Genomic DNA, 25274 nt, shown 5'->3' on the forward strand with positions numbered 1-25274 from the left:
ACGCTCGATATCAGCCGTTGCAAGGGTCAGGCCACCGCCAGCGCGTCGGGATCGAAACCCTCGAAGGTCATCTGGTCGGCCTGCGCGAAGGTTGTTCGCACGGCTTCCTGGTCGCGCACCGTCCAGGTGATGACGGGCATGGCGAGTTTGTCGCGCACAAAGCTGACAAACCTGTTCGGCAGGTGCGTGACGGAGTACGACACAAACGAAATGCCGTGCGCCAGCATCGAAAAATGTGCTTCGAGCTCGTGATCCAGATCGCCCCAGGCGGTCAGTCCGGCCGGAATGCCCGGCGCTTGGCGGGAGAAGTCGCGGATCAGCCAGTGATCGAAGGACATGATTGCGGCCTTGCCCTTGTAGTTGCGCAAGGCGGCGGCCACCCGTTCGACGAGTTCGCCATCATGTCCGGGAATGCCCTTGAGCTCGATGACAAGCGGCACGCGTCCGTCGACCAGCTTGAGCATTTCGGCAAGGGTCGGCACGTGATCGGCGGTGCCGCCGACGCGAAGAGCCGCAAGCTCGCGCGTCGTCCGCTGCCAGATGAAGCCATCCGTGCCGGTCAGCCGGTTGAGGACGTCATCGTGAAACACGGCGACGTCGCCGTTGGCGGTCAGGTGGACATCGCACTCGATGGCGTAGCCGCGCCCCGCTGCCCGCTCGAAAGCGGTCAGCGTGTTTTCCCAGCAGGTCTTGTTGAGGTCGTGCAGGCCGCGATGGGCAATCGGACGGGCGGTCAGCCAGGATAGGTCGGTCATGGAGCTGCTCAATCGTGTTCGATGATCGCTTCGATCTCGACGGCGGCGTTCAGCGGCAGCGAGGCGACGCCGACGGCCGAGCGCGCATGCTTGCCGCGTTCGCCAAGTGCCGCGACCAGAAAGTCGGAGGCGCCGTTGGCGACCAGATGCTGCTCGGTGAAATCGGAAGACGAGGCGACAAAGACGCTGATCTTGACGATGCGACGGATCTTTTCGAGGTCGCCAAGCGCTGCCTTGGCCTGGGCGAGGATGTTGACGGCGCACTGCTTCGCCGCCTCCTTGCCGCCTGCAACGTCGACGTCGCGGCCAAGCAGGCCGGTGGCGATGAGCTTGCCATCCTTGAGCGGCAGCTGGCCGGCGGTGAAGACGAGGTTGCCCGATGCCATGAACGGCACGTAGTTGGCGGCGGGGGCTGCGGCGGCGGGCAAGGTGATGCCAAGATCGCTTAGCCGCTTTTCGATTGTTTCGCCCATCGTCTTTCCTTATCTCTGAGTCTCGGGTGCCGGGTGAGGCTGCGCCGAAACTGCTATGTTTGCCTCGCTTCCGCCACGACTTTTTTTAAGGTGGACCATCATTCAAGGCGGCTTGTCATGGCCGCGCCGATCGGAGCCAGTGTATGCGCGCAAAGCGCCTTGTTCTTCTTGCCACCCTGTCCACCTCGCTGCTGTCTCTGACGCCAGCTTTTGCGGCTCCCGTTCTTGCGCCCCATCGTGCCGTCTATGATCTGGTTCTCGACCAGGCTTCTGACCGCTCGGGGATCACGGGTCTTTCCGGTCGTATGGTCTACGAGTTCAATGGCTCCGCCTGCGAGGGCTACACGGTCAAGTTCCGCTTCGTGACGCAGATCGCGACCAACGAGAACACCCGGCTGACCGACCAGCAGACGACCACCTTCGAGGACGGCGAGGGCAAGACGTTCTCGTTTGTCACCAAGTCCTTCGTCGACCAGAACCTTGACCGCGAGGTCAAGGGCACGGCGACGCGCGAAGCCAATGGGCTCAAGGTCGCTTTGGAAAAGCCCTCGGCGGGCTCCGTCGATCTCGCCAAGACGCAGTTTCCGACCCAGCACCTCGTCGAGCTGATCGATAAGGCCGAGAAGGGCGAGACCTTCTATGAAACAAGCCTGTTCGACGGCTCCGAAGACGCCGACAAGGTGATGACCACCACCGTCATCGTCGGCAAGAAGAGCGAGGCGCCCGATACCGATCCGGAGCGTCCGGCGCTCGCGGCACTCGCCAAGGACAAGTTCTGGCCGGTCGACATCGCCTATTTCGACGAAAGCAAGGGCGGCGGCGAGGAAGTGCCGGAGTATCGCATCAGCTTCAAGCTGCACGAGAACGGTCTGACCCGCGACCTGGTGATGGATTACGGCGACTTTTCGATGACCGGCAAGCTGGTCAATCTCTCGCTGTTTCCTGTGCCGCAAGGCGAATGCAAGCCGTAAGCTGATATCGTGGCGGTCTATGTCGACGCGGCAATCTGGAAGTGGGTGGGTCACCGCTGGTGCCACCTGCTTGCCGACGACACTGACGAGCTGCATCGCTTTGCCGCCCAGCTGGGCCTGAAACGGTCGTCCTATCAGGGGCCGCCCAAGACTTCGGCGCCGCATTACGACATCACCGGCTTCGAGCGCGATCGTGCGGTGCGCCTGGGCGCTATCGAATGCAGCCGCGACGAGATCGTGGCGGTGTTTCGCCGGGTGCGGGTACGCAACTTCAAGCGCCGCGAACCCAAAGTGGTCGAGGAGCCGGTGGAGCAGGAGCCTGGCATGTCGCGCTGGGCGGCCGGCAGCTGAACCTTTTTTCCCCTGGGTGGGGAATCGCCGCCCAAAATCCCGCTGCCGCATCGCTCCAACAGAGCGCCGTCAGGCTTCTAGGGGTACGCCGAAGCGCAGAAAGCCTCGTTTTCCGCGCCGATCTGGCCGGTCCCGGGGTTGCGCTCACCAGCCAATACGTCTATATGCCGCCGCATTCCACACACGGACTTCGGTTTCTGCCCGGGAGAAATCCGGCTGAGACCCCCCGGTGGCGTTCAAAGCAATATCGCTGGAAGCGTCATGGTCCGTGGAGGCTAACCGGATAAGGACATAACGATGGCACTGCCTGATTTCAGCATGCGCCAGCTTCTCGAAGCTGGTTCTCACTTCGGCCACCAGACCCACCGCTGGAACCCGAAGATGGCGCCCTACATCTATGGCGCCCGCAACAACATCCACATCATCGACCTGTCGCAGACGGTTCCGCTGCTGCACCAGGCTCTCAAGCAGGTCTCGGACGTCGTTTCGCGCGGCGGCCGCGTGCTGTTCGTCGGCACCAAGCGCCAGGCTTCGGACATCGTTGCTGATGCTGCCCAGCGTTCGGCTCAGTATTACGTCAACTCGCGTTGGCTCGGCGGCATGCTGACCAACTGGAAGACGATCTCGAACTCGATCCAGCGCCTGCGCAAGCTCGACGAGTTGCTCGCTGGCGAAGCCCACGGCTTCACCAAGAAGGAGCGCCTGAACCTCGAGCGTGAGCGCGAGAAGCTGGACAAGGCCCTCGGCGGCATCAAGGACATGGGCTCGACGCCTGACCTGATGTTCGTCATCGACACCAACAAGGAAGCCATCGCCATCCAGGAAGCCAAGCGTCTTGGCATTCCGGTTGTCGCGATCATCGATTCGAACTGCGATCCGGACAAGATCGACTTCCCGATCCCCGGCAACGACGACGCCGCCCGCGCCATTCAGCTCTATTGCGATCTGGTTGCCAAGGCTGCGATCGACGGTATCGCCCGCCAGCAGGGCGCGCTCGGCGTCGACATCGGCGCATCGGCTGAAGTCCCGGTTGAGCCTGCGCTCGACTCGACTCCGTCGACTGAAGCGCCCCAGGCGTAATCGCGAAGGCCGGGAAACCGGCCTTCCTTTTCAGGATTGGGCGCAATCAGCGCCGGCGTTCGGCGCATCATCGAACCCTCGGTGGTGCGCTCGCGCATTTTGAAGCAAAGAGGCCACAATGAGCATTTCGGCAGCACAGGTTAAAGAACTCCGCGAACTCTCGGGCGCGGGCATGATGGATTGCAAGGCAGCTCTCACCGAGACCGGCGGCGACATGGAAGCTGCGGTCGACTGGCTGCGCAAGAAGGGCATCTCCAAGGCCGACAAGAAGGCCAGCCGCACCGCAGCTGAAGGCCTGGTCGGCGTCGATGCCGGCGTGCGCGAAGCCGTCGTCGTCGAAGTCAATTCGGAGACCGACTTCGTTGCCCGCAACGCGGCTTTCCAGGAAATCGTCGCCAACGTTTCCAAGGTCGCTCTGGCCTATGGCGACACCGATGCGGTTGCCGCTGCGAAGTATCCGGGTTCGGACAAGTCTGTTGCCGACACCATCAAGGACGCTGTCGGCACCATCGGCGAGAACATGAGCTTCCGCCGCTCGGTCAAGCTGTCGGTTTCTGAAGGCGTCGTTGCGACCTACGTCCACAACGCGGTTGCCGACAACCTCGGCAAGCTCGGCGTGCTGGTCGCTATCGAGACCGCCGGCAACCACGATGCGGCCCGCGCCTTCGCGCGCCAGGTCGCCATGCACGTTGCTGCGACCAACCCGCTCGCCCTGACCCCGGAAGAGGTCGACGCAACGGCTGTTGAGCGCGAAAAGGCGATCTTCTCCGACCAGGCCCGCCAGTCGGGCAAGCCGGAAAACGTCATCGAGAAGATGATCGAAGGCCGCATGCGCAAATTCTACGAGGAAGTCGTGCTGCTGAAGCAGGCTTTCGTGCTCAACCCCGACCTGACGGTCGAGGCAGCACTGAAGGATGCCGAAAAGCAGATTGGCGCGCCGGCTAAGATCACCGGCTACGTTCGCTTCGCGCTCGGTGAAGGCATCGAGAAGGAAGAGAGCGACTTCGCAGCTGAAGTTGCTGCAGCCGTTAAGGGCTAAAATATAGCGCTGCATCAAGCGCTTCCTGAGGATAGCCGAAGGGCGCCGCGTGACATCGCGGCGCCCTTCGTGTATCGGAACCCAAATTCAACAGCCGCGAGGAACCCATGACCGACAAGCCGCTCTACCGGCGCGTACTGCTTAAGGCGTCGGGTGAAGCCCTGATGGGCGAGCAGCATTTCGGCATCGACGTTTCTGTTGTCGACCGCATCGCCAGCGACATCGCCGAGGCGAGGGCGCTCGGCGTCGAAGTCGGCGTGGTCATCGGCGGCGGCAACATCTTCCGCGGCGTGGCCGTGGCCTCCAAGGGTGGCGATCGCGTCACTGGCGACCACATGGGCATGCTCGCCACCATCATCAATTCGCTCGCCCTGCGCACGTCGCTGCACAAGCTCGGCGTCGATGCCGTGGTGCTTTCGGCCATCGCCATGCCCGAGCTGTGCGAGAGCTTCTCGCAACGCCAGGCAACCGCCTACATGGATGCGGGCAAGGTCGTGATCTTTGCCGGCGGCACGGGCAATCCGTTCTTCACCACCGATTCGGCAGCGGCCCTGCGTGCAGCCGAGATCGGCGCTGACGCGCTGTTCAAGGGCACCCAGGTCGACGGTGTCTACTCGGCCGATCCCAAGAAGGATCCCGCCGCGACACGCTTCGAGCGCATCACCCATGCGGAAGTCATCACAAAAGGCCTGTCCATCATGGATACGGCCGCGATTGCTCTTGCGCGCGAAAACAACATCCCGATAATCGTCTACTCGATCCATGAAAAAGGCGGGTTCGGCGAAATATTGAAAGGTGGCGGACGCTGCACGATTGTTGCGGACGCCTGACGATTGGAACGATGGCCCCGTAACAGGGACCAAGGAGACTGCAATGAGCACGGACTACAGCGATCTTCAGCGCCGCATGGAAGGCGCTATCAACGCCTTCAAGCACGACCTCGCCTCGCTGCGCACAGGCCGTGCCTCGAGCAACCTGCTCGACCCGATCCACGTCCAGGCCTATGGCTCGTCCATGCCGCTCAACCAGGTGGCGACGGTGTCGGTGCCTGAGCCGCGCATGATCTCGGTCTCGGTCTGGGACAAGTCGATGGTCGGTGCGGTCGATCGCGCCATCCGCGAATCCAACCTCGGCTTCAACCCGATCGTCGACGGCACCAATCTGCGCATTCCGCTGCCGGAGCTCAACGAGCAGCGCCGCAAGGAACTGGTCAAGATCGCCCACACCTATGCCGAGAACGCCAAGGTCGCCACGCGCCACGTGCGCCGCGACGGCATGGATGCGCTCAAGAAGGCCGAGAAGGATGGCGACATCAGCCAGGACGACCAGCGCGTCCAGTCGGAAAAGGTCCAGAAGCTGACCGACGACACGATCAATCAGGTCGACAGCCTTCTTGCGACCAAAGAAGCCGAGATCATGCAAGTCTAAGGCAGGCATGCGGCCAGCCCGAAAGCGAACGGATGACTACGCCCGCGCATGTCGCGATCATCATGGACGGCAATGGTCGCTGGGCGAAGGCCCGCGGCCTGCCGCGCGTTGCGGGGCATCGCGCCGGCGTCGAGGCGCTGCGTCGCACTGTTCGTGCGGCGTCCGACCTCGGCATCTCCTGGCTGACCGTCTACGCCTTCTCCTCGGAGAACTGGTCGCGGCCCAAGTCCGAGGTCACCGACCTCATGGGGCTGCTCAAGATTTTCATTCGGCGCGATCTTGCCGAACTCCACAACAGCGGCGTGCGTGTCCAGATCATCGGCGACAGGGCAACGCTGCAGCCCGATATCCGCAGCCTGCTCGAAGAAGCCGAAACGCTGACGGCAGGCAATGACGCGCTGACGCTTGTCATCGCGTTCAACTATGGCGGACGCGACGAGATTGCACGTGCCGCGCGCCGGCTGGCGGAAGCGGTCAAGCGTGGCGACATATCAAGCGAACAGATCACTCCTGAGCTGTTTGCCGAAGAGCTCGACACGTCGGGCATTCCTGATCCGGACCTTGTCATCCGCACCAGCGGTGAAATCCGGATGTCCAATTTCCTACCCTGGCAGTCGGCCTACAGCGAGCTGATCTTCCAGCCTTGCTACTGGCCGGATTTCACCCGCGAGCATCTCGCGGACGCCTTGCGCGAATATACCGGCCGCGAACGCCGCTTCGGCGGGCTTGCTGCCCGCGACGTCGCCTCGTGACCTTGCCATGAGCAATCTCCAGCTCCGGACAATCTCGGCGATCGTGCTGGCCGCGGCGGTGCTGCTGCTCACCTGGCTGGGCGGGCTGCCGTTCAGGATGCTGACGGCGGCGATCGCGCTTGCCATCTTCTACGAATGGTCGCGCATGTCGCGTCCGAACAGCGAGACTGGCTGGGCCGGCGGCAACCTCAACATGCTGCCCGAAGTCCTGATCCTGATGTTCGCTGGTGCCTTGGTCGCAGGCATTCCTGCGCTCGCCCTGATCATCCTGGCCGCCGTCTTCACGCTCATCCTGTGGGGGCTGGGCAAGCTGCGCGGAGCAGGGGCGTGGGAAGCTGCCGGCTTCGGTTATGCCGCGCTCTCCGGCCTGTCACTGGCCTTGCTACGCGGCAACGAGACATCAGGCTTGGTTGCCATCCTGTTTTTGTTCGCGGTCGTCTGGGCCACTGACATCTTCGCCTATTTCGTCGGTCGCAAGGTTGGCGGCCCCAAGCTGGCACCATCCATCTCGCCCGGCAAGACGCGCAGCGGCGCGGTTGGTGGCGCTGTCGGCGGCGTTGTTGCGGGGCTTTTGCTCGCCAACTTTGCCGGTACGGGCAACCTGTTCGTCCTGGCCGTGATCGGCCTGCTGCTTTCGGTGATCTCGCAAGCGGGCGACCTGTTCGAATCATGGGTCAAGCGCCGGCATGGCTACAAGGATTCGGGTTCGCTGATTCCCGGCCATGGTGGCGTGATGGACCGTGTCGATGGGCTTGTCGCGGCTGCATTTGCCCTATACGTCATCGGCTGGATGTCCGGTTCCGCCGACCATCCAGCTCAGGGATTGTTTCCCGCCTGAGCGACCAAGTTCAGAGGCGCAAGCCTCGGGCAAGGCGCGGTGCTTCATCTGGGGCGCCATGGTATCTGGTTGAGGGCTTGATTTGAGCGAGTATCTTCCCGCGTTCCTGACTACGGATGGTCTCCTGATCGGCACCATCGTGCCGTTCCTGTTCGTGCTCACCATCGTGGTGTTCGTGCACGAGATGGGCCACTATCTGGTCGGCCGTTGGTGCGGTATCGGCGTGAAGGCCTTCTCGATCGGCTTTGGCCCTGAACTCCTCGGCTTCAACGACCGCCGCGGTACGCGCTGGAAGCTCTGCGCCATTCCGTTGGGTGGCTACGTCAAGTTTGTTGGCGACATGAGCGTCACCAGCAAGCCGGACAGCAGCGAGGACGACAATCTCAGCCCCGACGAGCGCAAGATCGCCTTCCACACCCAACCGGTCTGGAAGCGCGCAGCGACGGTATTTGCCGGCCCTCTGTTCAACTTCCTGCTGACGATCGCAGTCTTCACCGTGTTGTTTTCGGCATATGGCCGCTACGTCATGGAGCCGACTGTTGCCGAAGTGCGCGCCGCAAGCCCGGCTGCGAATGCCGGGATCCAGCCAGGCGACCGATTCGTCAGCGTCGACGGCCAGCCGGTGGAAACCTTCTCCGACGTCCAGCGCATCGTCTCGGGACGCGGCGGCGATCCGCTTACCTTCGTGATGATGCGCGACGGCAAGGAAGTCACCGTCACCGCCACGCCTGAAATGATGGAGCAGAAGGATGCCCTCGGCAATTCGGTCAAGGTTGCGGTCATCGGCGTCGTCAACAATGAGGAACTCGGGCAGCCGCGACTGATCAGCTACAGCCCGGGTGGTGCCTTTGTGCAGGCGGTTTCCGAAACGGGGCACATCATCGAGCGGACCGGCCAGTTCCTGAAGCGATTCGTCATTGGCCGCGAGGACAAGTGCCAGCTCGGTGGGCCGGTCAAGATTGCCGACATGGCGGGCAAGGCGGCCCAACTGGGCTTCGTGTGGCTGGTGCAATTGGTAGCACTTTTGTCGGTCGGCATCGGTTTTCTGAACCTTCTGCCGATTCCTCCACTCGACGGCGGCCACTTGGCGTTCTATGCAGTTGAAGCTGTCATCAGGCGCCCTGTTTCCGAGCGGGCTATGGAGGCTGTATATCGAGTGGGGATGATTCTCGTGCTGGCCTTTATGGGCTTCGTTTTTTGGAACGACCTGTTTGGCTGCTGAAATCATGAAGAAATTTTGGGCCGGCAAGGGGTCCGTTGAGGGAGCGTTTACCATCTGGGGCAGTATGCGTGACGCGAAAGTCACGCTCGCTGGGTAAGTAAGCGCAAATTAACCAGAAGCCTTGCGTGTAGGGAAAATCCAGTTATTACGGTACGGGAAATTACCGCGACGTCCGGTTTTCTCGCCGTGGGGACTTCGAGAAAAGGTTGTAAAGGCCGATTATGAAGGCAGCATCTAAGTTTGCGAGCGCCGCGTCCGCGGTTGCTCTTTCCGCCGCTCTGGCCATTCCAGGCGCAGTGGCGGTCCAGTTTGTTGCCGTGTCAGCCGCGCAAGCGGCGGTGGTCAACCGGGTCGAAGTGCGCGGCAATCAGCGCGTCGATGCGGATACCGTCCGCAACTACATCACCATCAAGCCCGGCAAGTCGTTTTCGAACACCGATATCGACGACGCCGTGAAGGCGCTGTTCGGCAGCGGCCTGTTCTCCGACGTGCGCATCAACCAGGTCGGTTCGACGCTCGTTGTCCAGGTGTCCGAGTACCAGGTCGTCAACAACGTGCTGTTCCAGGGCAACAAGAAGCTCAAGGACGCGGCGCTCGGTGGCGCCATCCAGCTCAAGCCGCGCGGCGCGTTCTCGCAGGCCGCTCTTGAAGCTGATGCGCAGTCGATCAAGGAAGCCTACAAGCGCGTCGGCCGTGACGACGTCACCGTCGGCACCAAGATCATGGATCTCGGCGAAAACCGCGTGAACGTGGTGTTCGAGATCAACGAAGGCGGTCGCACCAAGATCGCTGCGATCAACTTTGTCGGCAACGACGCCTATGGCGATCGCCGTCTCGCGGACATCATCTCGACCAAGCGCTCGTCGTTCCTGTCGTTCATGCTGCGTGACGACATCTATGACGAAGACCGCCTGCGCGCCGACGAAGAAGCGCTGCGTCGCTTCTACTACAATCACGGCTATGCCGACTTCCAGGTTGTCTCCGCCTTTGGCGAACTCGACGAGGCGACCAACCAGTATACGATCACGATCACCGTTGACGAAGGTCAGCGTTATACGTTCGGCGACGTGTCGGTTGAGAGCAGCATTCCCGAGGTCGATGGCGCGAGCCTGCAGCGTCTTGTCGAGACGCGCAAAGGCGACGTCTACAACGCCAAGGACGTCGAAGATTCGATCATCGCGATCACCGAAAACGTTGCCGGCGCTGGCTATGCCTTCGCCAAGGTGACGCCGCGCGGCGATCGTAACTTCGAAACCCGCACGATCTCAGTCGTCTACACGGTTGACCAGGGCGCCAAGGCCTATGTCGAGCGCATCGAAATCCGCGGCAACGAACGCACCCGCGACTTCGTGATCCGTCGCGAGTTCGACGTCTCCGAAGGCGATGCCTTCAACCAGGTGCTGATCCAGCGCGCCAAGAAGCGCCTTGAAGCCCTGAACTTCTTCGAGCGCGTTGAAGTCTCGACGGCTCCCGGCTCGCAGCCTGACCAGGTTGTGCTGGTTGTCGATCTGGTCGAGAAGTCGACCGGTGAATTCTCGATTGGCGCCGGTTATTCGACCGGTGGCGACAATGCCGGCCCGTCGGTGGAAGGCTCGATCACCGAGCGCAACTTCCTCGGCCGCGGCCAGTTCATCAAGTTCTCGGCCGGTGGCGGTAAGAACTCGCGTGACTACAGCTTCTCGTTCACCGAGCCGTATTTCCTCGGTCGCCGTATCGCTGCAGGCTTCGACGTGTTCCGTCAGACTCGGAAGTACGACGACAAGTACCAGAGCGATATTACGGGTGGCACGATCCGATTTGGGCTGCCGATCACCAACAATATCTCGACGCAACTCGCGTACAACATCTCGCAAGAGAAGTACGAGTACGATGAAGACTGCCTGACCGGCGGCGTGCTTAATCCTGCAAAGTGCACGATTTCCCCAGCAATTCAGGATGGCATTGCCAATAGCCCTTGGATCAAGTCATCGGTCAGTGGCACATTGGTGTACAACACCATTGACGACATGAAGAACCCGCGCAACGGCATCTACGCCAACTTCACAACGGAAGTTGCCGGCCTGGGTGGTGATGCGAAGTTCGTCAAGTTCACCGGTCGTGGCAGCTACTATCAGACTCTGTCGGAAGAGCTTGATATCGTTGGCCTCGTGTCGGTGGGTGGTGGTCACATTCAGGGCTTCGGTGACGATGGTCTGCGTGTTTTCGATCACTTCAAGAGCAATGACCGCATGATCCGCGGCTTCGAGTACAACGGTATCGGCCCGTACGATAAGAACGGTGGCGACCACATCGGTGGCACCACCTACTTCAATGCTTCGGCCGAGGCGCAGTTCCCGATCCCGATCGTTCCTGAGAGCTTCGGCCTGCGCGGCGCGGTGTTCGCGGATGCGGCGACCCTCTATGGCAGCAAGATCAATGTTGCCGGCACGAACATCGTGTCGACTGACATGGAGCTGCGTGCCTCAGCCGGCATCGGCTTGCTTTGGGCATCGCCTTTCGGTCCGCTGCGTATCGACTACGCCATCCCGCTCAAGAAGCTGGACACCGACAATACGCAGGAATTCAACTTCGGCATTTCGACCCGCTTCTAATTGCGTGGTACAACGTTTCCGGGCCGTCACGGCCCGGAAACTCTTTGCCCGGCTTGGCTGGAACAGCATTTCATGACGGATCCGGTATTTTTTGTGCCGTCACGCCGCTATTCGGTCGGCGAGGTGGCCGGCCTTACCGGCGCGACGCTCGTCGACCCCAAACATTCTGAAATCGCTATCTCGACCATCGCTTCGGCAAGCAACGGTGGCGATGGCGCTTTGGTGTTTGTCGACGGCAAACGCAACGCAGCACCACTCAAGTCGCTGCATGCGGCGGCAGTTCTGTGCACTGCTGATGTCGCCGATCTTGTCCCTGAAGGCATCGCCATTCTCGTGTCGCCACGGCCACAGCAGGCCTTCGCCCGCATCGGCAGGCTGCTTTATCCGGATGCCGAGCGCCCGGTGGGCGTGAGCGGTGAAACTGGCATCTCACCATTCGCACACATCGATCCGACCGCCCATGTCGAGCCAGGCGCTGTCGTTGAAGCCGGTGTTGTGATCGGGCCGAACGCAGCTGTGGGCAGCGGCACCGTGGTTTCAGCCAATGCGGTCATCGGGCGTTCGACGCAGATCGGCCGCGATTGTTATGTCGGTCCGCACAGCTCGATCCAGTATGCGCTGATCGGCAATGGCGTGATCGTTCATGCCGGCGCCCGCATCGGCCAGGACGGTTTCGGTTTTGCCGGCGGTGCGCGCGGCCCGGAGCGCATTCCGCAGATCGGCCGTGTCATCATCCAGGACAATGTCGAGATCGGCGCCAATTCGACGGTCGACCGTGGCGCTATGTCGGACACCGTCATTGGCGAAAACACCAAGATCGACAATCTCGTCCAGATCGCCCACAACGTGCGGATTGGCCGCAATTGCGTTATTGCAGGGCTAACGGGTATTTCGGGCTCGGTCGTCGTCGGCGACAACGTGATGATGGGCGGCGGTGTCGGCCTGGCCGATCACCTGACCATCGGATCAGGCGCTCAGCTGGCAGCGCGCAGCGGCCTGATGCACGACGTGCCGGCAGGCGAAGTCTGGGCAGGTTTTCCTGCGAAACCTATGAAATTGGCAATGCGCGAGTTCGCGTTGATTAGAAAAATGGCCATGGGAAAACCAAAGGGGGGTGGGAGCAGTGACTGACCAGGCTACCAAGACGCTCGAAACCGTCGATATCCTCGGCCTGCACAAGCTGCTGCCGCATCGCTATCCATTCCTGCTGATCGATCGCATCGTTGACATCGATGGTGACGATTCTGCAGTCGGCATCAAGAACGTTACAGCTAACGAACCGCATTTCCAGGGGCATTTCCCGGGGCATCCGGTCATGCCAGGCGTGCTGATCATCGAAGCCATGGCGCAGACGGCGGGTGCCATCTGCCTGCGGCTCATTGTCGATGAGACGCCCTCGCTGGTGTACCTGATGACGGTCGACGGTGCCAAGTTCCGCAAGCCTGTCGTGCCGGGCGACCAGCTCCGCATTCACGTCAAGAAGATCAAGAAGCGCGGCAACATCCTCAAGTTCGCCTGCGATGCGCAGGTCAATGGCGCCACCGTCGCGGAAGCAGAGGTGGCTGCGATGATGGTGCCCAAGGAATAAGCAACGCTCTATGACTGAAACCTTTATCCATCCCGCCGCCGTCGTTGAAGCCGGTGCACAACTGGGCGCAGGCGTGCGCGTCGGCCCGTTCTGCCACGTCAGCGCCGATGCCGTCATTGGCGACCGCGTCGAACTGATGAGCCATGTCGCGATCATTGGCGCAACGACGCTGGGCGAGGGCTGCACGGTCTTCCCGCAGGCAACTCTTGGCGCTGCTCCCCAAAACAACAAGCACAAGGGCGGCCGCACGACGCTCGTGGTCGGCAAGAACTGCACGATCCGCGAAGGCGTGACCATGCATGTAGGTACCGACACCAGCCGCGGTGCAACGACCGTCGGCGACAACGGCCTGTTCCTGGCCTATGCGCATATCGCCCATGACTGCATCGTCGGCGACAACGTCACCATGGCGAACGTCGCGACGCTCGGCGGCCACGTCGAAGTCGGCAACAACGTCACGCTTGGCGGCCTGTGCGCCGTTCACCAGATGACGCGTATCGGCCACCATGCCTTTGCCGGCGGTGGTGCGATCATCGACGGCGACATCATTCCCTATGGCATGGTGATGGGCAACCGCGCGCGTCTGCGTGGACTCAACGTCATCGGAATGCGCCGCTCAGGCCTTCCGCGCGCCGAAATCTTTGCCTTGCGCAAGGCCTACAAGATGATCTTCGACCCCACCCGTTCGGTGGCCGAGAGCATCCCGCTTGTTGAGCGTGAGTTCGCTGGCTCGCCGATCGTGCGCGACGTTCTGGATTTCATCCAGGCGCGCGGCAAGCGCCACTTCACAGTTCCGCCGCTGAGAAACGCCGTCGCCGAAGACGCCGCCGATGACGAAGGCTGAGGGCGGAAAGAGGATCAACCTTTCCGCGACCGACCGGGTTGCTGTCGTCGCCGGCAGCGGTCGGCTTCCGGTCAATGTCGCCGACAGTCTCGCCGAGGCCGGCCGCAAGCCGTTCATCGTTCTGATCGACGGCGAGACCGATCCCAGCACGAGCCTCTGGAGCTATGCCGGCGAGCGGCTTGCCATCGAGCAGTTCGCCTCGCTCGTGCCTTTGCTCAAGCGCCACAACATCACCCATTGCGTGCTGGCCGGTGGCATCAGCCGCCGTCCGGTGTGGCGGGCCATCCGCCCCAGCGTAGCCCTGCTGCGCGTGCTGCCGCGTGCGCTGGCAGCGCTTGCACGCGGCGATGACGGCCTGTTGCGCATTCTGGTCAGGACGATCGAGGATAGCGGTATCAAGGTGGTCGGGGCACATCAGGTTGTTCCAGAGCTTCTGGCTGTCGCCGGCAGCATGAGCGCGCTGGTGCCTGAAAAGGGCGACTGGGCCGACCTTCGCGCCGGTCAGGAGGCCGCGCGTATGATAGGAGCGCTTGATATCGGCCAGGCCGCGGTTGCCATCGGCGGGCGTGCCATCGCGCTTGAAGGTATCGAGGGCACCGACCTGTTGCTCGAACGTGTGCGTGATCTGCGCAACAACGGCCGCATCGCCGGGCGCAAGCGCGGCGTCTTGGTGAAATGCGCCAAGCCGAACCAGGAATTGCGCGCAGACTTGCCGACCATCGGCCCGGCAACCGTCGATGCAGCGCATGCGGCAGGGCTTGCCGGGATCGGGATCGAGGCCGGGCGGTCGCTGGTGCTCGACTATGGCGAGGTTGTCGAACGCGCTGACAGGCTCGGCCTCTTCGTCATCGGCCTGTCCGACGAGGGAAACGAGCGATGAGCCAGCCACCGCTCAAGATTGCCATCGTCGCGGGCGAAGAATCGGGCGACCTGCTTGGCGCGGATCTGGTGCAGGCGCTGCAGCGTTTGCGCGGGCGCGAGATCAGGCTTGTCGGCACTGGCGGCCGGCATTTGCAGGACCTTGGCCTTTCGCCGCTGTTTGACGCCAGTGAGATCGCCTTGATGGGGCTGACGGCAGTCGTTCGCGACCTGCCGCGCCTGATCAGGCGGATCGGCCAGACCGCGCGGTTCGTGGCTGCAGAAAAGCCCGACTGCCTGATTACCATCGACAGCCCGGATTTTTCCCTGCGAGTCGCCAAGAAGGTGCGGGCGCTCGATCCAAGCATTCCCATTGTCCACTACATCTGCCCGAGCGTCTGGGCCTGGCGTCCGGGGCGCGCCAAGGCGATGAAGCCGCATGTCGACGAGGTGCTGTGTATCCTGCCGTTCGAGCCGGCCGAACTCGCGCGCCTGGGGGGTCCGCACGGTACCTTCGTCGGTCATCGCCTGACGACCGATCCGGGCATAGCCATTGCTGCGGCGATGCAGGAGGGCAAGTCTGCACCGACGTCTGACAGCGAGAAGACGCTGCTGCTTTTGCCGGGATCGCGCCGCAGCGAAGTGCGCAGCCTGATCGGCCCATTCGGTGAGACTGTCTCGATCCTGCGCGAGCGTGGTCGTCGCCTGCGCCTGCTTTTGCCGACGGTGCCGCATGTCGCTAGCCTCGTCGAAGAGGCCGTTTCCAGCTGGCCGCAAAAGCCGGAGATCATCCTCGACCCCCAGCACAAGTGGCAGGCCTTCGGCGAGGCTGACGCTGCCCTGATCGCATCGGGAACTGTATCGCTGGAACTCGCGCTCGCCGGCGTGCCAATGCTGTCGTCCTACAAGCTCGACACGCTGGCTCGAATGATCCAGAGGCTGGTTACGGTGTGGAGTGCTGCACTGCCCAACCTGATCGCCGACAGGCCGGTCGTGCAGGAAAACTACAACGAGTATGTGCGCCCGCAATGGATGGCGCGCTATGTCGAAGGCCTGTTCGAGGACGGCTCCCTGCGCCGCTGGCAAAAGGATGGCTTTGCCGAAATCGTCAGGCGCATGGCGACCGAACGGCCGTCAGGTGAGATTGCAGCCGAAGCGGTTCTCAAACACATCGTGAAATGAAAAACACCCGCCAAGGCAATGGCCTGGCGGGTGTTTTTCAAGTCGGCTGCAGCCTCAGGCTGTACAGCGCCGCGTGCCCGAATGGACGCGGCGCTGCAAGGCTTAACGCTTGGCGATTGGCACGTAGTCGCGCTCGGTGGCGCCGGTGTAGAGCTGGCGCGGACGGCCGATCTTCTGGCGCGGATCCTCGATCATTTCCTTCCACTGGGCGATCCAGCCGACGGTGCGGGCGAGCGCGAACAGCACGGTGAACATGGTGGTGGGGAAGCCCAGCGCCTTCAGCGTGATGCCGGAGTAGAAGTCGATGTTCGGGTAGAGCTTCTTTTCGATGAAATACTCGTCGGTCAGCGCGATGCGCTCAAGCTCCATCGCGACGTCGAGCATCGGATCGTCCTTGATGCCGAGCTCGCCCAGAACCTCATGCGTGGTCTTCTGCATGATCTTGGCGCGCGGATCGTAGTTCTTGTAGACGCGGTGGCCAAAGCCCATCAGGCGGAACGGATCATTCTTGTCCTTGGCGCGGGCGACGAATTCCGGAATGCGGTCAACGTGGCCGATCTCGGACAGCATGTTGAGTGCCGCTTCATTGGCGCCGCCATGTGCCGGGCCCCACAGGCAGGCGATGCCGGCGGCGATGCAGGCAAACGGATTGGCGCCCGACGAGCCGGCGAGACGCACGGTCGAGGTCGAGGCGTTCTGCTCGTGGTCGGCGTGCAGGATGAAGATGCGCTCCATCGCGCGCGCCAGCACTGGATTGACCTTGTATTCCTCGCACGGCACGGCAAAGCACATGTGCAGGAAGTTGGCCGCGAAGTTCAGCTCGTTCTTGGGGTAAATGAACGGCTGGCCGATGTGGTACTTGTAGGCCATCGCAGCGATCGTCGGCATCTTGGCGATCAGGCGGATCGAGGCGACCATGCGCTGGTGCGGATCGGAGATGTCGGTCGAGTCGTGATAGAAGGCCGACAGCGCGCCAACCACGCCGCACATCACCGCCATCGGGTGCGCGTCGCGGCGGAAGCCGGTGAAGAAGCGCGACATCTGCTCGTGCACCATGGTGTGGCGCGTGATGCGGTAGTCAAAGTCGTCCTTCTGCGCCTTGGTTGGCAGTTCGCCGTAGAGCAAGAGGTAGCAGACCTCGAGGAAGTCGCCGTGCTCGGCTAGCTGGTCGATCGGGTAGCCGCGGTGCAGCAGCACGCCGGCGTCGCCGTCGATGAAGGTGATTTCCGATTCGCAGCTTGCGGTGGAGGTGAAGCCCGGGTCGTAGGTGAAGGCGCCCGTCGTGGCGTAGAGCGATGCGATGTCGATCACATCCGGTCCGACCGTTCCGCCGCGGACCTTGAACTCGTGGGTCTGGCCGCGGAACTCCAGTTTGGCGGTCGAATCAGTCATCGCATACTCCTTAGTGCTGAGTTGCCGCCTTGCGCGGCGCAATCGTCATAACAAGGCAACCCATTAGGCCCGGAACGCTTGAACTCGCTTCCCAGCTTTCCCGCTGCTTTCAAATTGACCTGTTGCCGCAATGTTGCACCGCAATAGCCTCATTTCAATGCAAAACTAGGAAAGCACTGCTGACCTAATCGATTTGATCAAAAATGCGGGCTAGACTTTCGTCGCGCCCTAGAACGGCGAGCACGTCGAACACGCCGGGAGAGGTGCTCTTGCCCGTCAGGGCGGCCCGCAAGGGCTGCGCCACGCCACCCAATTTCAGGTTTTCGCGGCCGGCAAACTCGCGGATCGCGGCTTCTGCATTGGCTGCCGTCCAGTCGCCGGCGGCAACCGTTGCGAGCGCTGCGTGCGCGCCCCTCAGTATGTCCTTGGCCGGGCCGGCGAGTAGGCCGGCAGCCTTCTCGTCGAGCGGCAGCGGGCGCTGGGCAAACAGGAAGCCCGCGCCGTCGGCCAGTTCGATCAGTGTCTTGGCACGCTCCTTGAGGCCTGGCATGGCGGCAAGCAGCTGTGCCTTGCGCGTCTCGTCCAGTCCGCCGAGGATGGCATCGCCACCGGGCAGATAGGGCAAGGTGGCGACGAATATGTCGAACAGATTCTTGTCGTCCATCTGGCGCATGTGGACGCCATTCAGGGCCTCGAGCTTGGCAAAGTCGAAGCGCGCCGCACCCTTGTTGACGTCCTCGATCTCGAACCAGCTGATCATGTTTTCGATGCTCATCACCTCGTCGTCGCCATGGCTCCAGCCGAGGCGGGCGAGATAGTTGAGCAGCGCCTCGGGCAGATAGCCCATGGCGCGATAGGCATCGACGCCGAGTGCGCCATGGCGCTTGGACAGTTTTGCGCCGTCCGCGCCGTGGATCAGCGGGATATGCGCCATCACAGGCACGTCCCAGCCCATGGCGTTGTAGATCACTGTCTGTCGCGCGGCGTTGGTCAGGTGGTCGTCGCCGCGGATGATGTGGGTGACGCCCATGTCGTGGTCGTCGACGACCACGGCATGCATGTAGGTCGGCACGCCGTCCGAGCGCAGGATGATGAAATCGTCGAGATCCTTGTTGGGAAAGCGTACGTCGCCCTGCACGCGGTCGAGCACCAGCGTCTCACCTTCCTGCGGCGCCTTGATGCGGATGACCGGCTTGACGCCAGCCGGCGCCTCGGACGGGTCGCGGTCGCGCCAACGGCCGTCATAACGCGGCGGCTTGCCCTCGGCGCGGGCCTTCTCGCGCATCTCGGTCAGCTCTTCCTGCGAGGCGTAGCAATAATAGGCCTTGCCCATGCGCACGAGCTCCTCGGCCACCTCGCGATGGCGCGGCGCACGCTCGAACTGCGAGATCGGCTCACCCTCCCAGGTCAGGCCGAGCCAGGTGAGGCCCTCGAGGATCGCGGCCGTTGCGGCGTCGGTCGAGCGCTCGCGGTCAGTGTCCTCGATGCGCAACAGCATGGTGCCGCCGGTGTGGCGGGAATAGAGCCAGTTGAAGAGAGCGGTACGTGCGCCACCAATGTGCAGATAGCCGGTGGGCGAGGGGGCGAAGCGGGTGACGACAGGCATGGCGATTTCCAAGGGAGGCAGGGCGCTTGGCCGAAAGCCGGCGGCGCATGGCGTTTGTGTGCGGTTGATGTAGCATAGAAGGTCTGGGGCGCAAGGGGCAGGCCCGATGGGCGACCGCGTGCGGGAGGGGCAAGCCGGTCACAATCCGGTGGTCGAGGCCAGCGAGCGCGACTTGCTGACCGTTCCAGCCGCGCCTGCCGTTGTCTGGACGCAGCCTGCGGCACCCGAACCCGACTCTGCCTTTGCCGCCGGCGCATCGCCGTCACAGTCACGGAACCTGTCCTTGCTGCGACGAGGATCGCAATTGCTGTCCGGCCATCGGATCACTGGACGATCTGCCCTGGCTGCGATCGAAACGGAACTCGACCGTGGTGCCGCATTCCTGCTTCTTCCGGTTTTTCTGGCAGCCGGAGCCCTGGCGTATTTTGCGCTTCCAAGTGAGCCGGACCTAGCGCCACTTGCTGTGATGTCTGCGGTTCCGGCCATGCTCGCTTTCGCCACACGCGGACAACGGCTTCTCCACCATGCACTCGCCGCTGTCGCTGCCTGCATGCTCGGCATGGCGGTTGCAAAGTTTGAGACGGAGCGCGTGGCGACGAAGATGCTAGGCGCCGAAATCTCGACGGCCATCACCGGTCGCGTCGTTGGGATCGACAATCTGGACAACGGCAGGGTGCGGCTCACACTCGACGTCCTTTCGACCGCGCGCCCGGTGTTGCGTTATGCCCCCGAGCTGGTGCGGCTCACCGCGCGCAAGCTTCCCCAAGGTGTCATCGCATGGTCTGTGGTGACGGGCTATGTCAGGCTGATGCCGCCATCCGGGCCGGTGCGTCCGGGCAGCTACGACTTTTCCTTCGAAAGCTATTTTGACGGCATCGGGGCCAGCGGCTTTTTCATGAAGGGGCCGGAACTCGCTGAAACCACGCAGCCATTCTCGGCCAGTGATCGCGCTTCTGCTGCGATAGAAAACGCCCGGGGAAAAATAGCCCAGCGTATCCGCGACCGCATTGGCGGGCCGGAGGGCGAAATCGCGGCCGCATTGGTCGTCGGCGTGCGCGGCGGCATTCCCGAGGACGTCAACGAGGCGCTGCGGCGTACCGGCCTCTATCACATCATCTCGATCTCGGGCCTGCATATGGCCATGGTCGCGGGCACCGTCATGCTTTTGATGCGGCTGTCCTTCGCTACCGTTCCCGCCTTCACCTCGCGTCGGCCGGTGAAGAAATACGCCGCAGGTGCGGCGTTGCTCGCCACCGGCGGTTATCTGTTTATCTCAGGCGCCGAAGTCGCGGCGCAGCGCAGCTTCATCATGCTGGCGGTGATGCTGACGGCAGTGCTGTTCGACCGCGCGGCGCTGACAATGCGCAATCTGGCGATCTCGGCCGTCGTGGTTATCCTGATCTCGCCGCATGAGGTTGTCGGACCGAGCTTCCAGATGTCGTTCGCCGCCACCGCTGCCCTTGTCGGTGCCTATGCCTGGTGGTCGGACAGACGGGAAGAGCAGGCGTTGCCGGTTGGGCAGAGGTCGCTGCCATCGAAGATCTGGCGCTGGCTTGCCACGGTCGCGGTCGGCCTCGTCGCCACCTCGCTGATTGCGGGGCTTGCGACCAGCGTCTTCGGCGCCTGGCATTTTCAACGGGTGTCGCCGCTCAGCCTGTTCGCCAATCTGGCGGTCATGCCGCTGGTGTCGGTCCTGGTCATGCCTTTTGCCGTCATGGCTGGCATCTTCATGCCACTCGCCCTCGACGGCATTTTCCTCGACACGATGGGCGTTGGCCTGAACGCGATGATTGGTGTCGCCACCTGGTTCTCCGAGCGCTCGCCAGTTGATGCGGTCGGGCTTGTCTCGCCGCACGCTGTGCTGTTGCTCACCGCAGCACTCGTCATCGCGTCGACGGCGACGACCTGGCTGCGCGCCGCAGCAGTGCCTTTCGCGGCCCTTGGACTGATGACGGTCGTGGAAACGGAAACGCCCGACGTTCTCGTCTCGGAAGATGGCCGTCTCGTCGGCGTGCCGGTTGGCGACGGCAAGCTTGCCGTCAATCGTGCCAGGCCAAACCAGTTCACAGTCGACAACTGGCAGCGCGCGCTGGTGTCGGAGACACTCGTTGCGCCAGAGCGTTCTACGACGACTGCTGTTGACGGCGCGGGCAGTTCGCCCAGCGAGACCGGCTCCGAGCCAACTGGCGAAGCAAATACTCCTGGTCCGGAAGTCGGCAAGCAAGAAACAGGAGAAGCAAGAATCTCCGGTACGGAAGCCGGCAAACAAGCGTCTGGCGAAGCAAATGCATCCGGTGCGGATGCCTTCGTCTGCGGCAAGGGGCTGTGCACGGTTCAGCAACCAGGAGGTGCACGGATCGTGCATGCGGCGAATACTGCTGTCGCTGCGCGTGCCTGTGCAAGCGCAGACCTCATCGTGGTCGACGATGCCACGGCAAGCGACGTCTGCCCAGGCGTGGCGCCAACCGTACTCAGCAAGCGCGAGCTGGCGCGTCTTGGCAGTGCGTCGATATTCATTACGCCTGAGACAGAAAGCGGAGATCGGACGGTCGAGATACGCCACGCCGTGGCGGAACAGTATCGCCCGTGGCACGCCCAGCGCCAGTTCTCACGCGAGGCGAGGGGCCTGCCGCCCTACAAACGGGCCGAGAGGCGCCCAAAGGTACCTGCCGAGGCAACCACGTCGCACCCGAAGTCATCGACTGCGGCAGCCACGGTGCGTCCGAAGACGCCAATAGCCGCCGCATCGGAGTCGCCGGGAACTGCACGATAGCTAGTGCAGATCAGTCAGGCTTCAGATTGCCAGATGGCAGTGAGAGAATGATCGGGCCAAGAGCCCTCCCATATCCCATGTCGCAAAGCCTGTTCCGCCTCGGGGCACCACATATGGTCTGCTCGACAATCTGCGGGGCTTGACGACCTCCGCTACACGGTCCTGTTCATAAGACCGCGCCGTTTCAGCCTGCTGTCGCAGAGAAATTCAGTAGCGGCGGATCAGTCCGACAAGCTTGCCCTGCACCTTGACCCTGTCGGGTCCGAAGATGCGGGTTTCATAGGCCGGATTGGCGGCTTCAAGCGCGATCGAGGCACCCTTGCGCCGGAAACGCTTGAGCGTTGCCTCTTCGTCGTCGACGAGTGCCACGATGATCTCGCCGGGATTGGCCGTGGTCGAACTGCGGATGACGACAGTGTCGCCGTCGAAGATGCCGGCCTCGATCATCGAGTCGCCTTTGACCTCGAGCGCGTAGTGCTCACCGCCCATGATCATGTCTGGCGGCACCGCAATCGAATGCGTCTTGTGCTGGATGGCGTCGATCGGCACACCGGCGGCGATGCGTCCCATCACAGGGATGGTAATGGCCGAGCCAGCGTCGTCGTCATTGCCCGCCGACATGGAGCGCGAGGGTTCAGGCTTGCGGCCGAGGCTGCCCTCGATGACGCTGGGCGAAAACTTCTTCGCCGCGTTGAGCCCAGGTGCGATCGAGTCGGGCAGGCGCAGCACTTCGAGCGCACGCGCCCTGTTGGGCAGGCGCCTGATGAAGCCACGTTCTTCAAGCGCCGTGATCAAGCGATGGATGCCGGACTTGGAGGCGAGGTCGAGCGCTTCCTTCATCTCGTCGAAGGAGGGCGGAATGCCTGCCTCCTTCAGCCGCTCGTGGATGAATAGCAAAAGCTCGTGTTGTTTGCGCGTCAGCATCGCCACCCCCGAGGAATCAGAAGAAAAACAAACCCAGAACAAACACTATATGTTCCAGTTGTGTTCCGCAACTGTTGATATTTCGTGAAGGGTAGAGGTCGCTGGTTCAGCGCAGCATCATCACCTGGCAGGCACTGCCGGCTTCAACAGCTGGAGCGAAGGGGGCGCGCACGATGGCGCAGTTGGCGTCGGCCAGCGTACGCAGCATCGAAGAGTCCTGGATCAGGTATGGCGTGACGATGAGCCCGTCGGCAGTTTCGCTCGCGATCGCGCGGACGAAGTCCTGGCGCAGGTCATTGGCCGCCATCGCCCTGTCGAGAACGCCCGTGCGCATGTCGGGCGAATAGGAACGTCCACCGAGCTTCGCCACCAGGGGCTTCAGGAAGATCTGCGAGCAGATCAGGCTGGCGACCGGATTGCCTGGCAGGCCGACACAGCGGCTGGCGCCGAGCCGACCGAACATCAGCGGCTTGCCCGGGCGCATGGCGATTTTCCAGAAGTTGAGGTCCATGCCGAGTTCGGTCAGCACACGATGGACGAGATCATGGTCACCGACCGATGCGCCGCCCAGCGTGACGATCACGTCGGCGTCCGCTGCGAGCGCCTTCGCCACCAATGCGGCGATGGCATCGGTGCGGTCGGCGGCGATGCCGAGATCGAGCACGCGCGCGCCGACAGACTGGACGATGGCCGCGACGCCATAGGCGTTGGAGGCAATGATCTGGTCGGGTCCGGGATTGCTGCCAGGCGGCAACAGTTCGTCGCCGGTGGCGATGATGGCGACCAGAGGCGCGCGCACCACGTTGACGCTGGGATGATTGGCAGCCGCGATCAGCGAGAGCGCTGCCGGGTCGAGCACGCGCCCGGCATCGAGAATGAGGTCGCCCTGCTTGAAGTCGAGACCCCTGGCGCGGATGTTACGGCCGGCAAGCGTCGGCTCGACCACCTCGATCTCGCCATTGCCGAGATCGCGAACGTTTTCCTGAATGACGACGGTATCAGTGCCTTGAGGCACCGGTGCACCAGTGAAGATGCGGACGCACTCGCCTGGACCGACGGTACCAGTGAACTGCTTGCCGGCGGGTGCCTGGCCAATGACCCTGAGTTGCGCCGGCAGCGAGGCGATGTCGGCGGCGCGCACGGCGTAGCCGTCCATGGCGGAGGCATCAAAGGGTGGCTGGGTGCGGAGCGCATGCAGCGGTGCCGACAGCACCCGCGCTGATGCCTGGGCGAGGCCGACAGTTTCCGTGCCGCGCGGTTCGGCGCCGTCGAGCAGGCGCGCCAGGGCGTCGGCGACGGGCAGCAGGGCCATCTATTCCGCCGCCTTGTAGTCGCCAGACTTGCCGCCGGTCTTCTCGACCAGCCGGATGCCGGAGATCACCATGCCGCGGTCGGCGGCCTTGGCCATGTCGTAGATGGTGAGACAGGCGACCGAGGCTGCGGTCAGCGCCTCCATTTCGACGCCGGTCTTGCCGGTCACGCGGGCAAGTGCCGTCACGCGCAGACCGGGCAGGGCCTCGTCAGGCTCGATCTCGACTGAAACCTTGGTCAAAAGGATCGGATGGCAGAGCGGCACGAGCTCATGCGTGCGCTTGGCTGCCATGATGCCGGCGATGCGGGCGGTGCCGAGCACGTCACCCTTCTTGGCGTTGCCTGACAGGATCAGCGCCAGCGTTTCCGGACGCATGATGACATGGCCTTCGGCGATCGCCGTGCGTGTCGTCTCGGCCTTGTCGCCGACATCGACCATGTTGGCCTCACCGGTGGCGCCGATATGGGTGAGGGTGGTTGCCATGTCAGGCGCTTGCCAGGGCTGCGCCATCGAGCAGCGCGCGCGTCGCCGATGTCACGTCGGCCTGCCGCATCAGGCTTTCGCCGACGAGGAAACTGGAGATGCCGGATTTCTGCAGGCGCTGGCAGTCGGCATGGGTGAAGATACCGCTTTCGCCGACCAACAGCCGGTCGGCCGGCACCATCGGCGCCAGGCGCTCCGACGTGTCGAGACTGACCTCGAAGGTGCGCAAATTGCGGTTGTTGATGCCGAGCAGGCGCGACTGAAGCTTCAGCGCGCGCTCCGTCTCTTCCTCGTCATGGACCTCGACAAGCACGTCCATGCCGAGTTCGAACGCCTCATCCTCGAGCCGCTTGGCATCGTCGTCGCTGAGGCTCGCCATGATGATCAGGATTGCGTCCGCGCCCCAGGCACGGGCTTCGTGCACCTGGTAGGGTTCGAACATGAAATCCTTGCGTAGCGCCGGCAAGTCGCAAGCGTCGCGCGCGGCGGTCAGGAATTCGGGTGCACCCTGGAACGACGGCGTGTCGGTCAGCACCGAAAGACAGGCAGCGCCGCCATCGGCATAGGCCCTGGCAAGTGCCGGCGGATCGAAATCGGGGCGGATAAGGCCCTTGGACGGGCTCGCCTTCTTGATCTCGGCGATCAGGCCGAAGCGGCCATCATGACGCCTGGTTTCGAGGGCTGCGAGGAAACCGCGTGGCTTCGTGACGTCGCGGGCGCGCGCCTTGAGCTCGGCGAGTGGCAGCAACGCCTTTGCTGCTGCGATCTCGTCGCGCTTGTAGGCTTCGATGCGGCGCAGGATATCGGCCATG

The 25274-nt window shown here is 62.9% G+C and carries 23 protein-coding genes and 1 pseudogene; 16 read left to right on the forward strand and 8 right to left on the reverse strand.

Features of this window, described 5'->3' with window-relative positions:
* Nucleotides 1-26: 26 nt before the first annotated feature.
* Nucleotides 27-755, reverse strand: coding sequence for a glycerophosphodiester phosphodiesterase (locus tag ACSQ3E_RS10770; RefSeq protein ID WP_436122701.1), 729 nt, complete (start codon nucleotides 753-755; stop codon nucleotides 27-29).
* A gap of 8 nt (nucleotides 756-763) precedes the next feature.
* Entirely contained in the window at nucleotides 764-1228 is a 465-nt protein-coding gene (locus tag ACSQ3E_RS10775; protein WP_436122702.1) for a RidA family protein, read from the reverse strand.
* Between the two features lie 143 nt (nucleotides 1229-1371).
* Here ACSQ3E_RS10775 and ACSQ3E_RS10780 point away from each other — a divergent pair, with 143 nt between their 5' ends.
* From ACSQ3E_RS10780 to lpxB, 15 genes and pseudogenes are all read left to right on the forward strand, one after another.
* A complete protein-coding gene (locus tag ACSQ3E_RS10780) occupies nucleotides 1372-2199 on the forward strand; it encodes a cell envelope integrity EipB family protein (protein WP_436122703.1) in 828 nt (275 codons plus the stop codon).
* Between the two features lie 9 nt (nucleotides 2200-2208).
* Nucleotides 2209-2481: pseudogene (locus ACSQ3E_RS10785) on the forward strand (DUF4031 domain-containing protein); the annotation flags it as partial.
* Nucleotides 2482-2847: 366 nt separating this feature from the next.
* A complete protein-coding gene (gene rpsB / locus ACSQ3E_RS10790) occupies nucleotides 2848-3630 on the forward strand; it encodes a 30S ribosomal protein S2 (RefSeq protein ID WP_310318375.1) in 783 nt (260 codons plus the stop codon).
* Nucleotides 3631-3748: 118 nt separating this feature from the next.
* Entirely contained in the window at nucleotides 3749-4669 is a 921-nt protein-coding gene (gene tsf, locus ACSQ3E_RS10795; protein WP_310318377.1) for a translation elongation factor Ts, read from the forward strand.
* A 107-nt stretch (nucleotides 4670-4776) separates the two neighbouring features.
* The gene (gene pyrH, locus ACSQ3E_RS10800) at nucleotides 4777-5499 is read left to right on the forward strand and encodes a UMP kinase (protein WP_067962395.1); all 723 of its coding nucleotides are present in this window, start codon (nucleotides 4777-4779) and stop codon (nucleotides 5497-5499) included.
* 43 nt (nucleotides 5500-5542) lie between these two features.
* On the forward strand, nucleotides 5543-6097 hold the full coding sequence (frr, locus tag ACSQ3E_RS10805) for a ribosome recycling factor (protein WP_310318382.1): 555 nt from the start codon (nucleotides 5543-5545) through the stop codon (nucleotides 6095-6097).
* Between the two features lie 32 nt (nucleotides 6098-6129).
* Nucleotides 6130-6849 carry an isoprenyl transferase gene (locus ACSQ3E_RS10810; RefSeq protein ID WP_436122704.1) on the forward strand — a complete coding sequence of 240 codons (720 nt, stop codon included), beginning with the start codon at nucleotides 6130-6132 and terminating at the stop codon, nucleotides 6847-6849.
* Between the two features lie 7 nt (nucleotides 6850-6856).
* Complete coding sequence (locus ACSQ3E_RS10815) at nucleotides 6857-7687, forward strand: phosphatidate cytidylyltransferase (protein WP_436122705.1); 831 nt, start codon at nucleotides 6857-6859, stop codon at nucleotides 7685-7687.
* A gap of 82 nt (nucleotides 7688-7769) precedes the next feature.
* Nucleotides 7770-8909 (forward strand): RIP metalloprotease RseP, encoded by a 1140-nt coding sequence (gene rseP, locus ACSQ3E_RS10820; RefSeq protein ID WP_436122706.1) that lies wholly within the window; start codon nucleotides 7770-7772, stop codon nucleotides 8907-8909.
* A 221-nt stretch (nucleotides 8910-9130) separates the two neighbouring features.
* The gene (gene bamA / locus ACSQ3E_RS10825; protein ID WP_436122707.1) at nucleotides 9131-11500 is read left to right on the forward strand and encodes an outer membrane protein assembly factor BamA; all 2370 of its coding nucleotides are present in this window, start codon (nucleotides 9131-9133) and stop codon (nucleotides 11498-11500) included.
* A gap of 72 nt (nucleotides 11501-11572) precedes the next feature.
* On the forward strand, nucleotides 11573-12631 hold the full coding sequence (gene lpxD, locus ACSQ3E_RS10830; protein ID WP_436122708.1) for a UDP-3-O-(3-hydroxymyristoyl)glucosamine N-acyltransferase: 1059 nt from the start codon (nucleotides 11573-11575) through the stop codon (nucleotides 12629-12631).
* Nucleotides 12624-13088: a 3-hydroxyacyl-ACP dehydratase FabZ gene (gene fabZ / locus ACSQ3E_RS10835; protein ID WP_310318395.1), complete on the forward strand. Its 465-nt coding sequence runs from the start codon at nucleotides 12624-12626 to the stop codon at nucleotides 13086-13088. The genes lpxD and fabZ overlap by 8 nt, the downstream gene beginning before the upstream one ends.
* Nucleotides 13089-13098: 10 nt before the next feature.
* On the forward strand, nucleotides 13099-13932 hold the full coding sequence (lpxA, locus tag ACSQ3E_RS10840; RefSeq protein ID WP_310318397.1) for an acyl-ACP--UDP-N-acetylglucosamine O-acyltransferase: 834 nt from the start codon (nucleotides 13099-13101) through the stop codon (nucleotides 13930-13932).
* Complete coding sequence (locus tag ACSQ3E_RS10845) at nucleotides 13919-14812, forward strand: LpxI family protein (protein WP_436122709.1); 894 nt, start codon at nucleotides 13919-13921, stop codon at nucleotides 14810-14812. Before lpxA ends, ACSQ3E_RS10845 begins: the two co-directional genes overlap by 14 nt.
* The gene (gene lpxB / locus ACSQ3E_RS10850) at nucleotides 14809-15972 is read left to right on the forward strand and encodes a lipid-A-disaccharide synthase (RefSeq protein ID WP_310318403.1); all 1164 of its coding nucleotides are present in this window, start codon (nucleotides 14809-14811) and stop codon (nucleotides 15970-15972) included. Before ACSQ3E_RS10845 ends, lpxB begins: the two co-directional genes overlap by 4 nt.
* 102 nt (nucleotides 15973-16074) lie before the next feature.
* On the opposite strand, the gene gltA is transcribed toward lpxB, so the two are convergent.
* Nucleotides 16075-17364: a citrate synthase gene (gene gltA / locus ACSQ3E_RS10855; RefSeq protein WP_115731863.1), complete on the reverse strand. Its 1290-nt coding sequence runs from the start codon at nucleotides 17362-17364 to the stop codon at nucleotides 16075-16077.
* Nucleotides 17365-17548: 184 nt separating this feature from the next.
* Nucleotides 17549-18976, reverse strand: coding sequence for a glutamate--tRNA ligase (gene gltX / locus ACSQ3E_RS10860; protein WP_436122973.1), 1428 nt, complete (start codon nucleotides 18974-18976; stop codon nucleotides 17549-17551).
* 460 nt (nucleotides 18977-19436) lie between these two features.
* Here gltX and ACSQ3E_RS10865 point away from each other — a divergent pair, with 460 nt between their 5' ends.
* Complete coding sequence (locus tag ACSQ3E_RS10865; RefSeq protein WP_436122710.1) at nucleotides 19437-21743, forward strand: ComEC/Rec2 family competence protein; 2307 nt, start codon at nucleotides 19437-19439, stop codon at nucleotides 21741-21743.
* Nucleotides 21744-21950: 207 nt separating this feature from the next.
* Here ACSQ3E_RS10865 and lexA read toward each other — a convergent pair whose 3' ends face one another.
* From lexA to trpC, 4 genes are all read right to left on the reverse strand, one after another.
* Nucleotides 21951-22667: a transcriptional repressor LexA gene (gene lexA / locus ACSQ3E_RS10870; RefSeq protein ID WP_310318411.1), complete on the reverse strand. Its 717-nt coding sequence runs from the start codon at nucleotides 22665-22667 to the stop codon at nucleotides 21951-21953.
* A gap of 106 nt (nucleotides 22668-22773) precedes the next feature.
* On the reverse strand, nucleotides 22774-23979 hold the full coding sequence (locus ACSQ3E_RS10875; protein ID WP_436122711.1) for a molybdopterin molybdotransferase MoeA: 1206 nt from the start codon (nucleotides 23977-23979) through the stop codon (nucleotides 22774-22776).
* On the reverse strand, nucleotides 23980-24462 hold the full coding sequence (gene moaC, locus ACSQ3E_RS10880) for a cyclic pyranopterin monophosphate synthase MoaC (RefSeq protein WP_436122712.1): 483 nt from the start codon (nucleotides 24460-24462) through the stop codon (nucleotides 23980-23982). It abuts the gene before it with no gap.
* Between the two features lies 1 nt (nucleotide 24463).
* Entirely contained in the window at nucleotides 24464-25273 is an 810-nt protein-coding gene (trpC, locus tag ACSQ3E_RS10885; protein WP_436122713.1) for an indole-3-glycerol phosphate synthase TrpC, read from the reverse strand.
* Nucleotide 25274: the final 1 nt, after the last annotated feature.

Source organism: Aminobacter sp. LjRoot7 (assembly GCF_964252895.1).
Lineage (GTDB): Bacteria > Pseudomonadota > Alphaproteobacteria > Rhizobiales > Rhizobiaceae > Aminobacter > Aminobacter aminovorans_B.

Bases quoted from the DNA above. Each gene is read 5' to 3' on its own strand.
- ACSQ3E_RS10770 (WP_436122701.1), bottom strand. From the start codon at position 755: ATGACCGACCTATCCTGGCTGACCGCCCGTCCGATTGCCCATCGCGGC.
- ACSQ3E_RS10775 (WP_436122702.1), bottom strand. From the start codon at position 1,228: ATGGGCGAAACAATCGAAAAGCGGCTAAGCGATCTTGGCATCACCTTG.
- ACSQ3E_RS10780 (WP_436122703.1), top strand. From the start codon at position 1,372: ATGCGCGCAAAGCGCCTTGTTCTTCTTGCCACCCTGTCCACCTCGCTG.
- rpsB (WP_310318375.1), top strand. From the start codon at position 2,848: ATGGCACTGCCTGATTTCAGCATGCGCCAGCTTCTCGAAGCTGGTTCT.
- tsf (WP_310318377.1), top strand. From the start codon at position 3,749: ATGAGCATTTCGGCAGCACAGGTTAAAGAACTCCGCGAACTCTCGGGC.
- pyrH (WP_067962395.1), top strand. From the start codon at position 4,777: ATGACCGACAAGCCGCTCTACCGGCGCGTACTGCTTAAGGCGTCGGGT.
- frr (WP_310318382.1), top strand. From the start codon at position 5,543: ATGAGCACGGACTACAGCGATCTTCAGCGCCGCATGGAAGGCGCTATC.
- ACSQ3E_RS10810 (WP_436122704.1), top strand. From the start codon at position 6,130: ATGACTACGCCCGCGCATGTCGCGATCATCATGGACGGCAATGGTCGC.
- ACSQ3E_RS10815 (WP_436122705.1), top strand. From the start codon at position 6,857: ATGAGCAATCTCCAGCTCCGGACAATCTCGGCGATCGTGCTGGCCGCG.
- bamA (WP_436122707.1), top strand. From the start codon at position 9,131: ATGAAGGCAGCATCTAAGTTTGCGAGCGCCGCGTCCGCGGTTGCTCTT.
- lpxD (WP_436122708.1), top strand. From the start codon at position 11,573: ATGACGGATCCGGTATTTTTTGTGCCGTCACGCCGCTATTCGGTCGGC.
- lpxA (WP_310318397.1), top strand. From the start codon at position 13,099: ATGACTGAAACCTTTATCCATCCCGCCGCCGTCGTTGAAGCCGGTGCA.
- ACSQ3E_RS10845 (WP_436122709.1), top strand. From the start codon at position 13,919: ATGACGAAGGCTGAGGGCGGAAAGAGGATCAACCTTTCCGCGACCGAC.
- lpxB (WP_310318403.1), top strand. From the start codon at position 14,809: ATGAGCCAGCCACCGCTCAAGATTGCCATCGTCGCGGGCGAAGAATCG.
- gltA (WP_115731863.1), bottom strand. From the start codon at position 17,364: ATGACTGATTCGACCGCCAAACTGGAGTTCCGCGGCCAGACCCACGAG.
- ACSQ3E_RS10865 (WP_436122710.1), top strand. From the start codon at position 19,437: ATGTCTGCGGTTCCGGCCATGCTCGCTTTCGCCACACGCGGACAACGG.
- lexA (WP_310318411.1), bottom strand. From the start codon at position 22,667: ATGCTGACGCGCAAACAACACGAGCTTTTGCTATTCATCCACGAGCGG.
- ACSQ3E_RS10875 (WP_436122711.1), bottom strand. From the start codon at position 23,979: ATGGCCCTGCTGCCCGTCGCCGACGCCCTGGCGCGCCTGCTCGACGGC.
- moaC (WP_436122712.1), bottom strand. From the start codon at position 24,462: ATGGCAACCACCCTCACCCATATCGGCGCCACCGGTGAGGCCAACATG.
- trpC (WP_436122713.1), bottom strand. From the start codon at position 25,273: ATGGCCGATATCCTGCGCCGCATCGAAGCCTACAAGCGCGACGAGATC.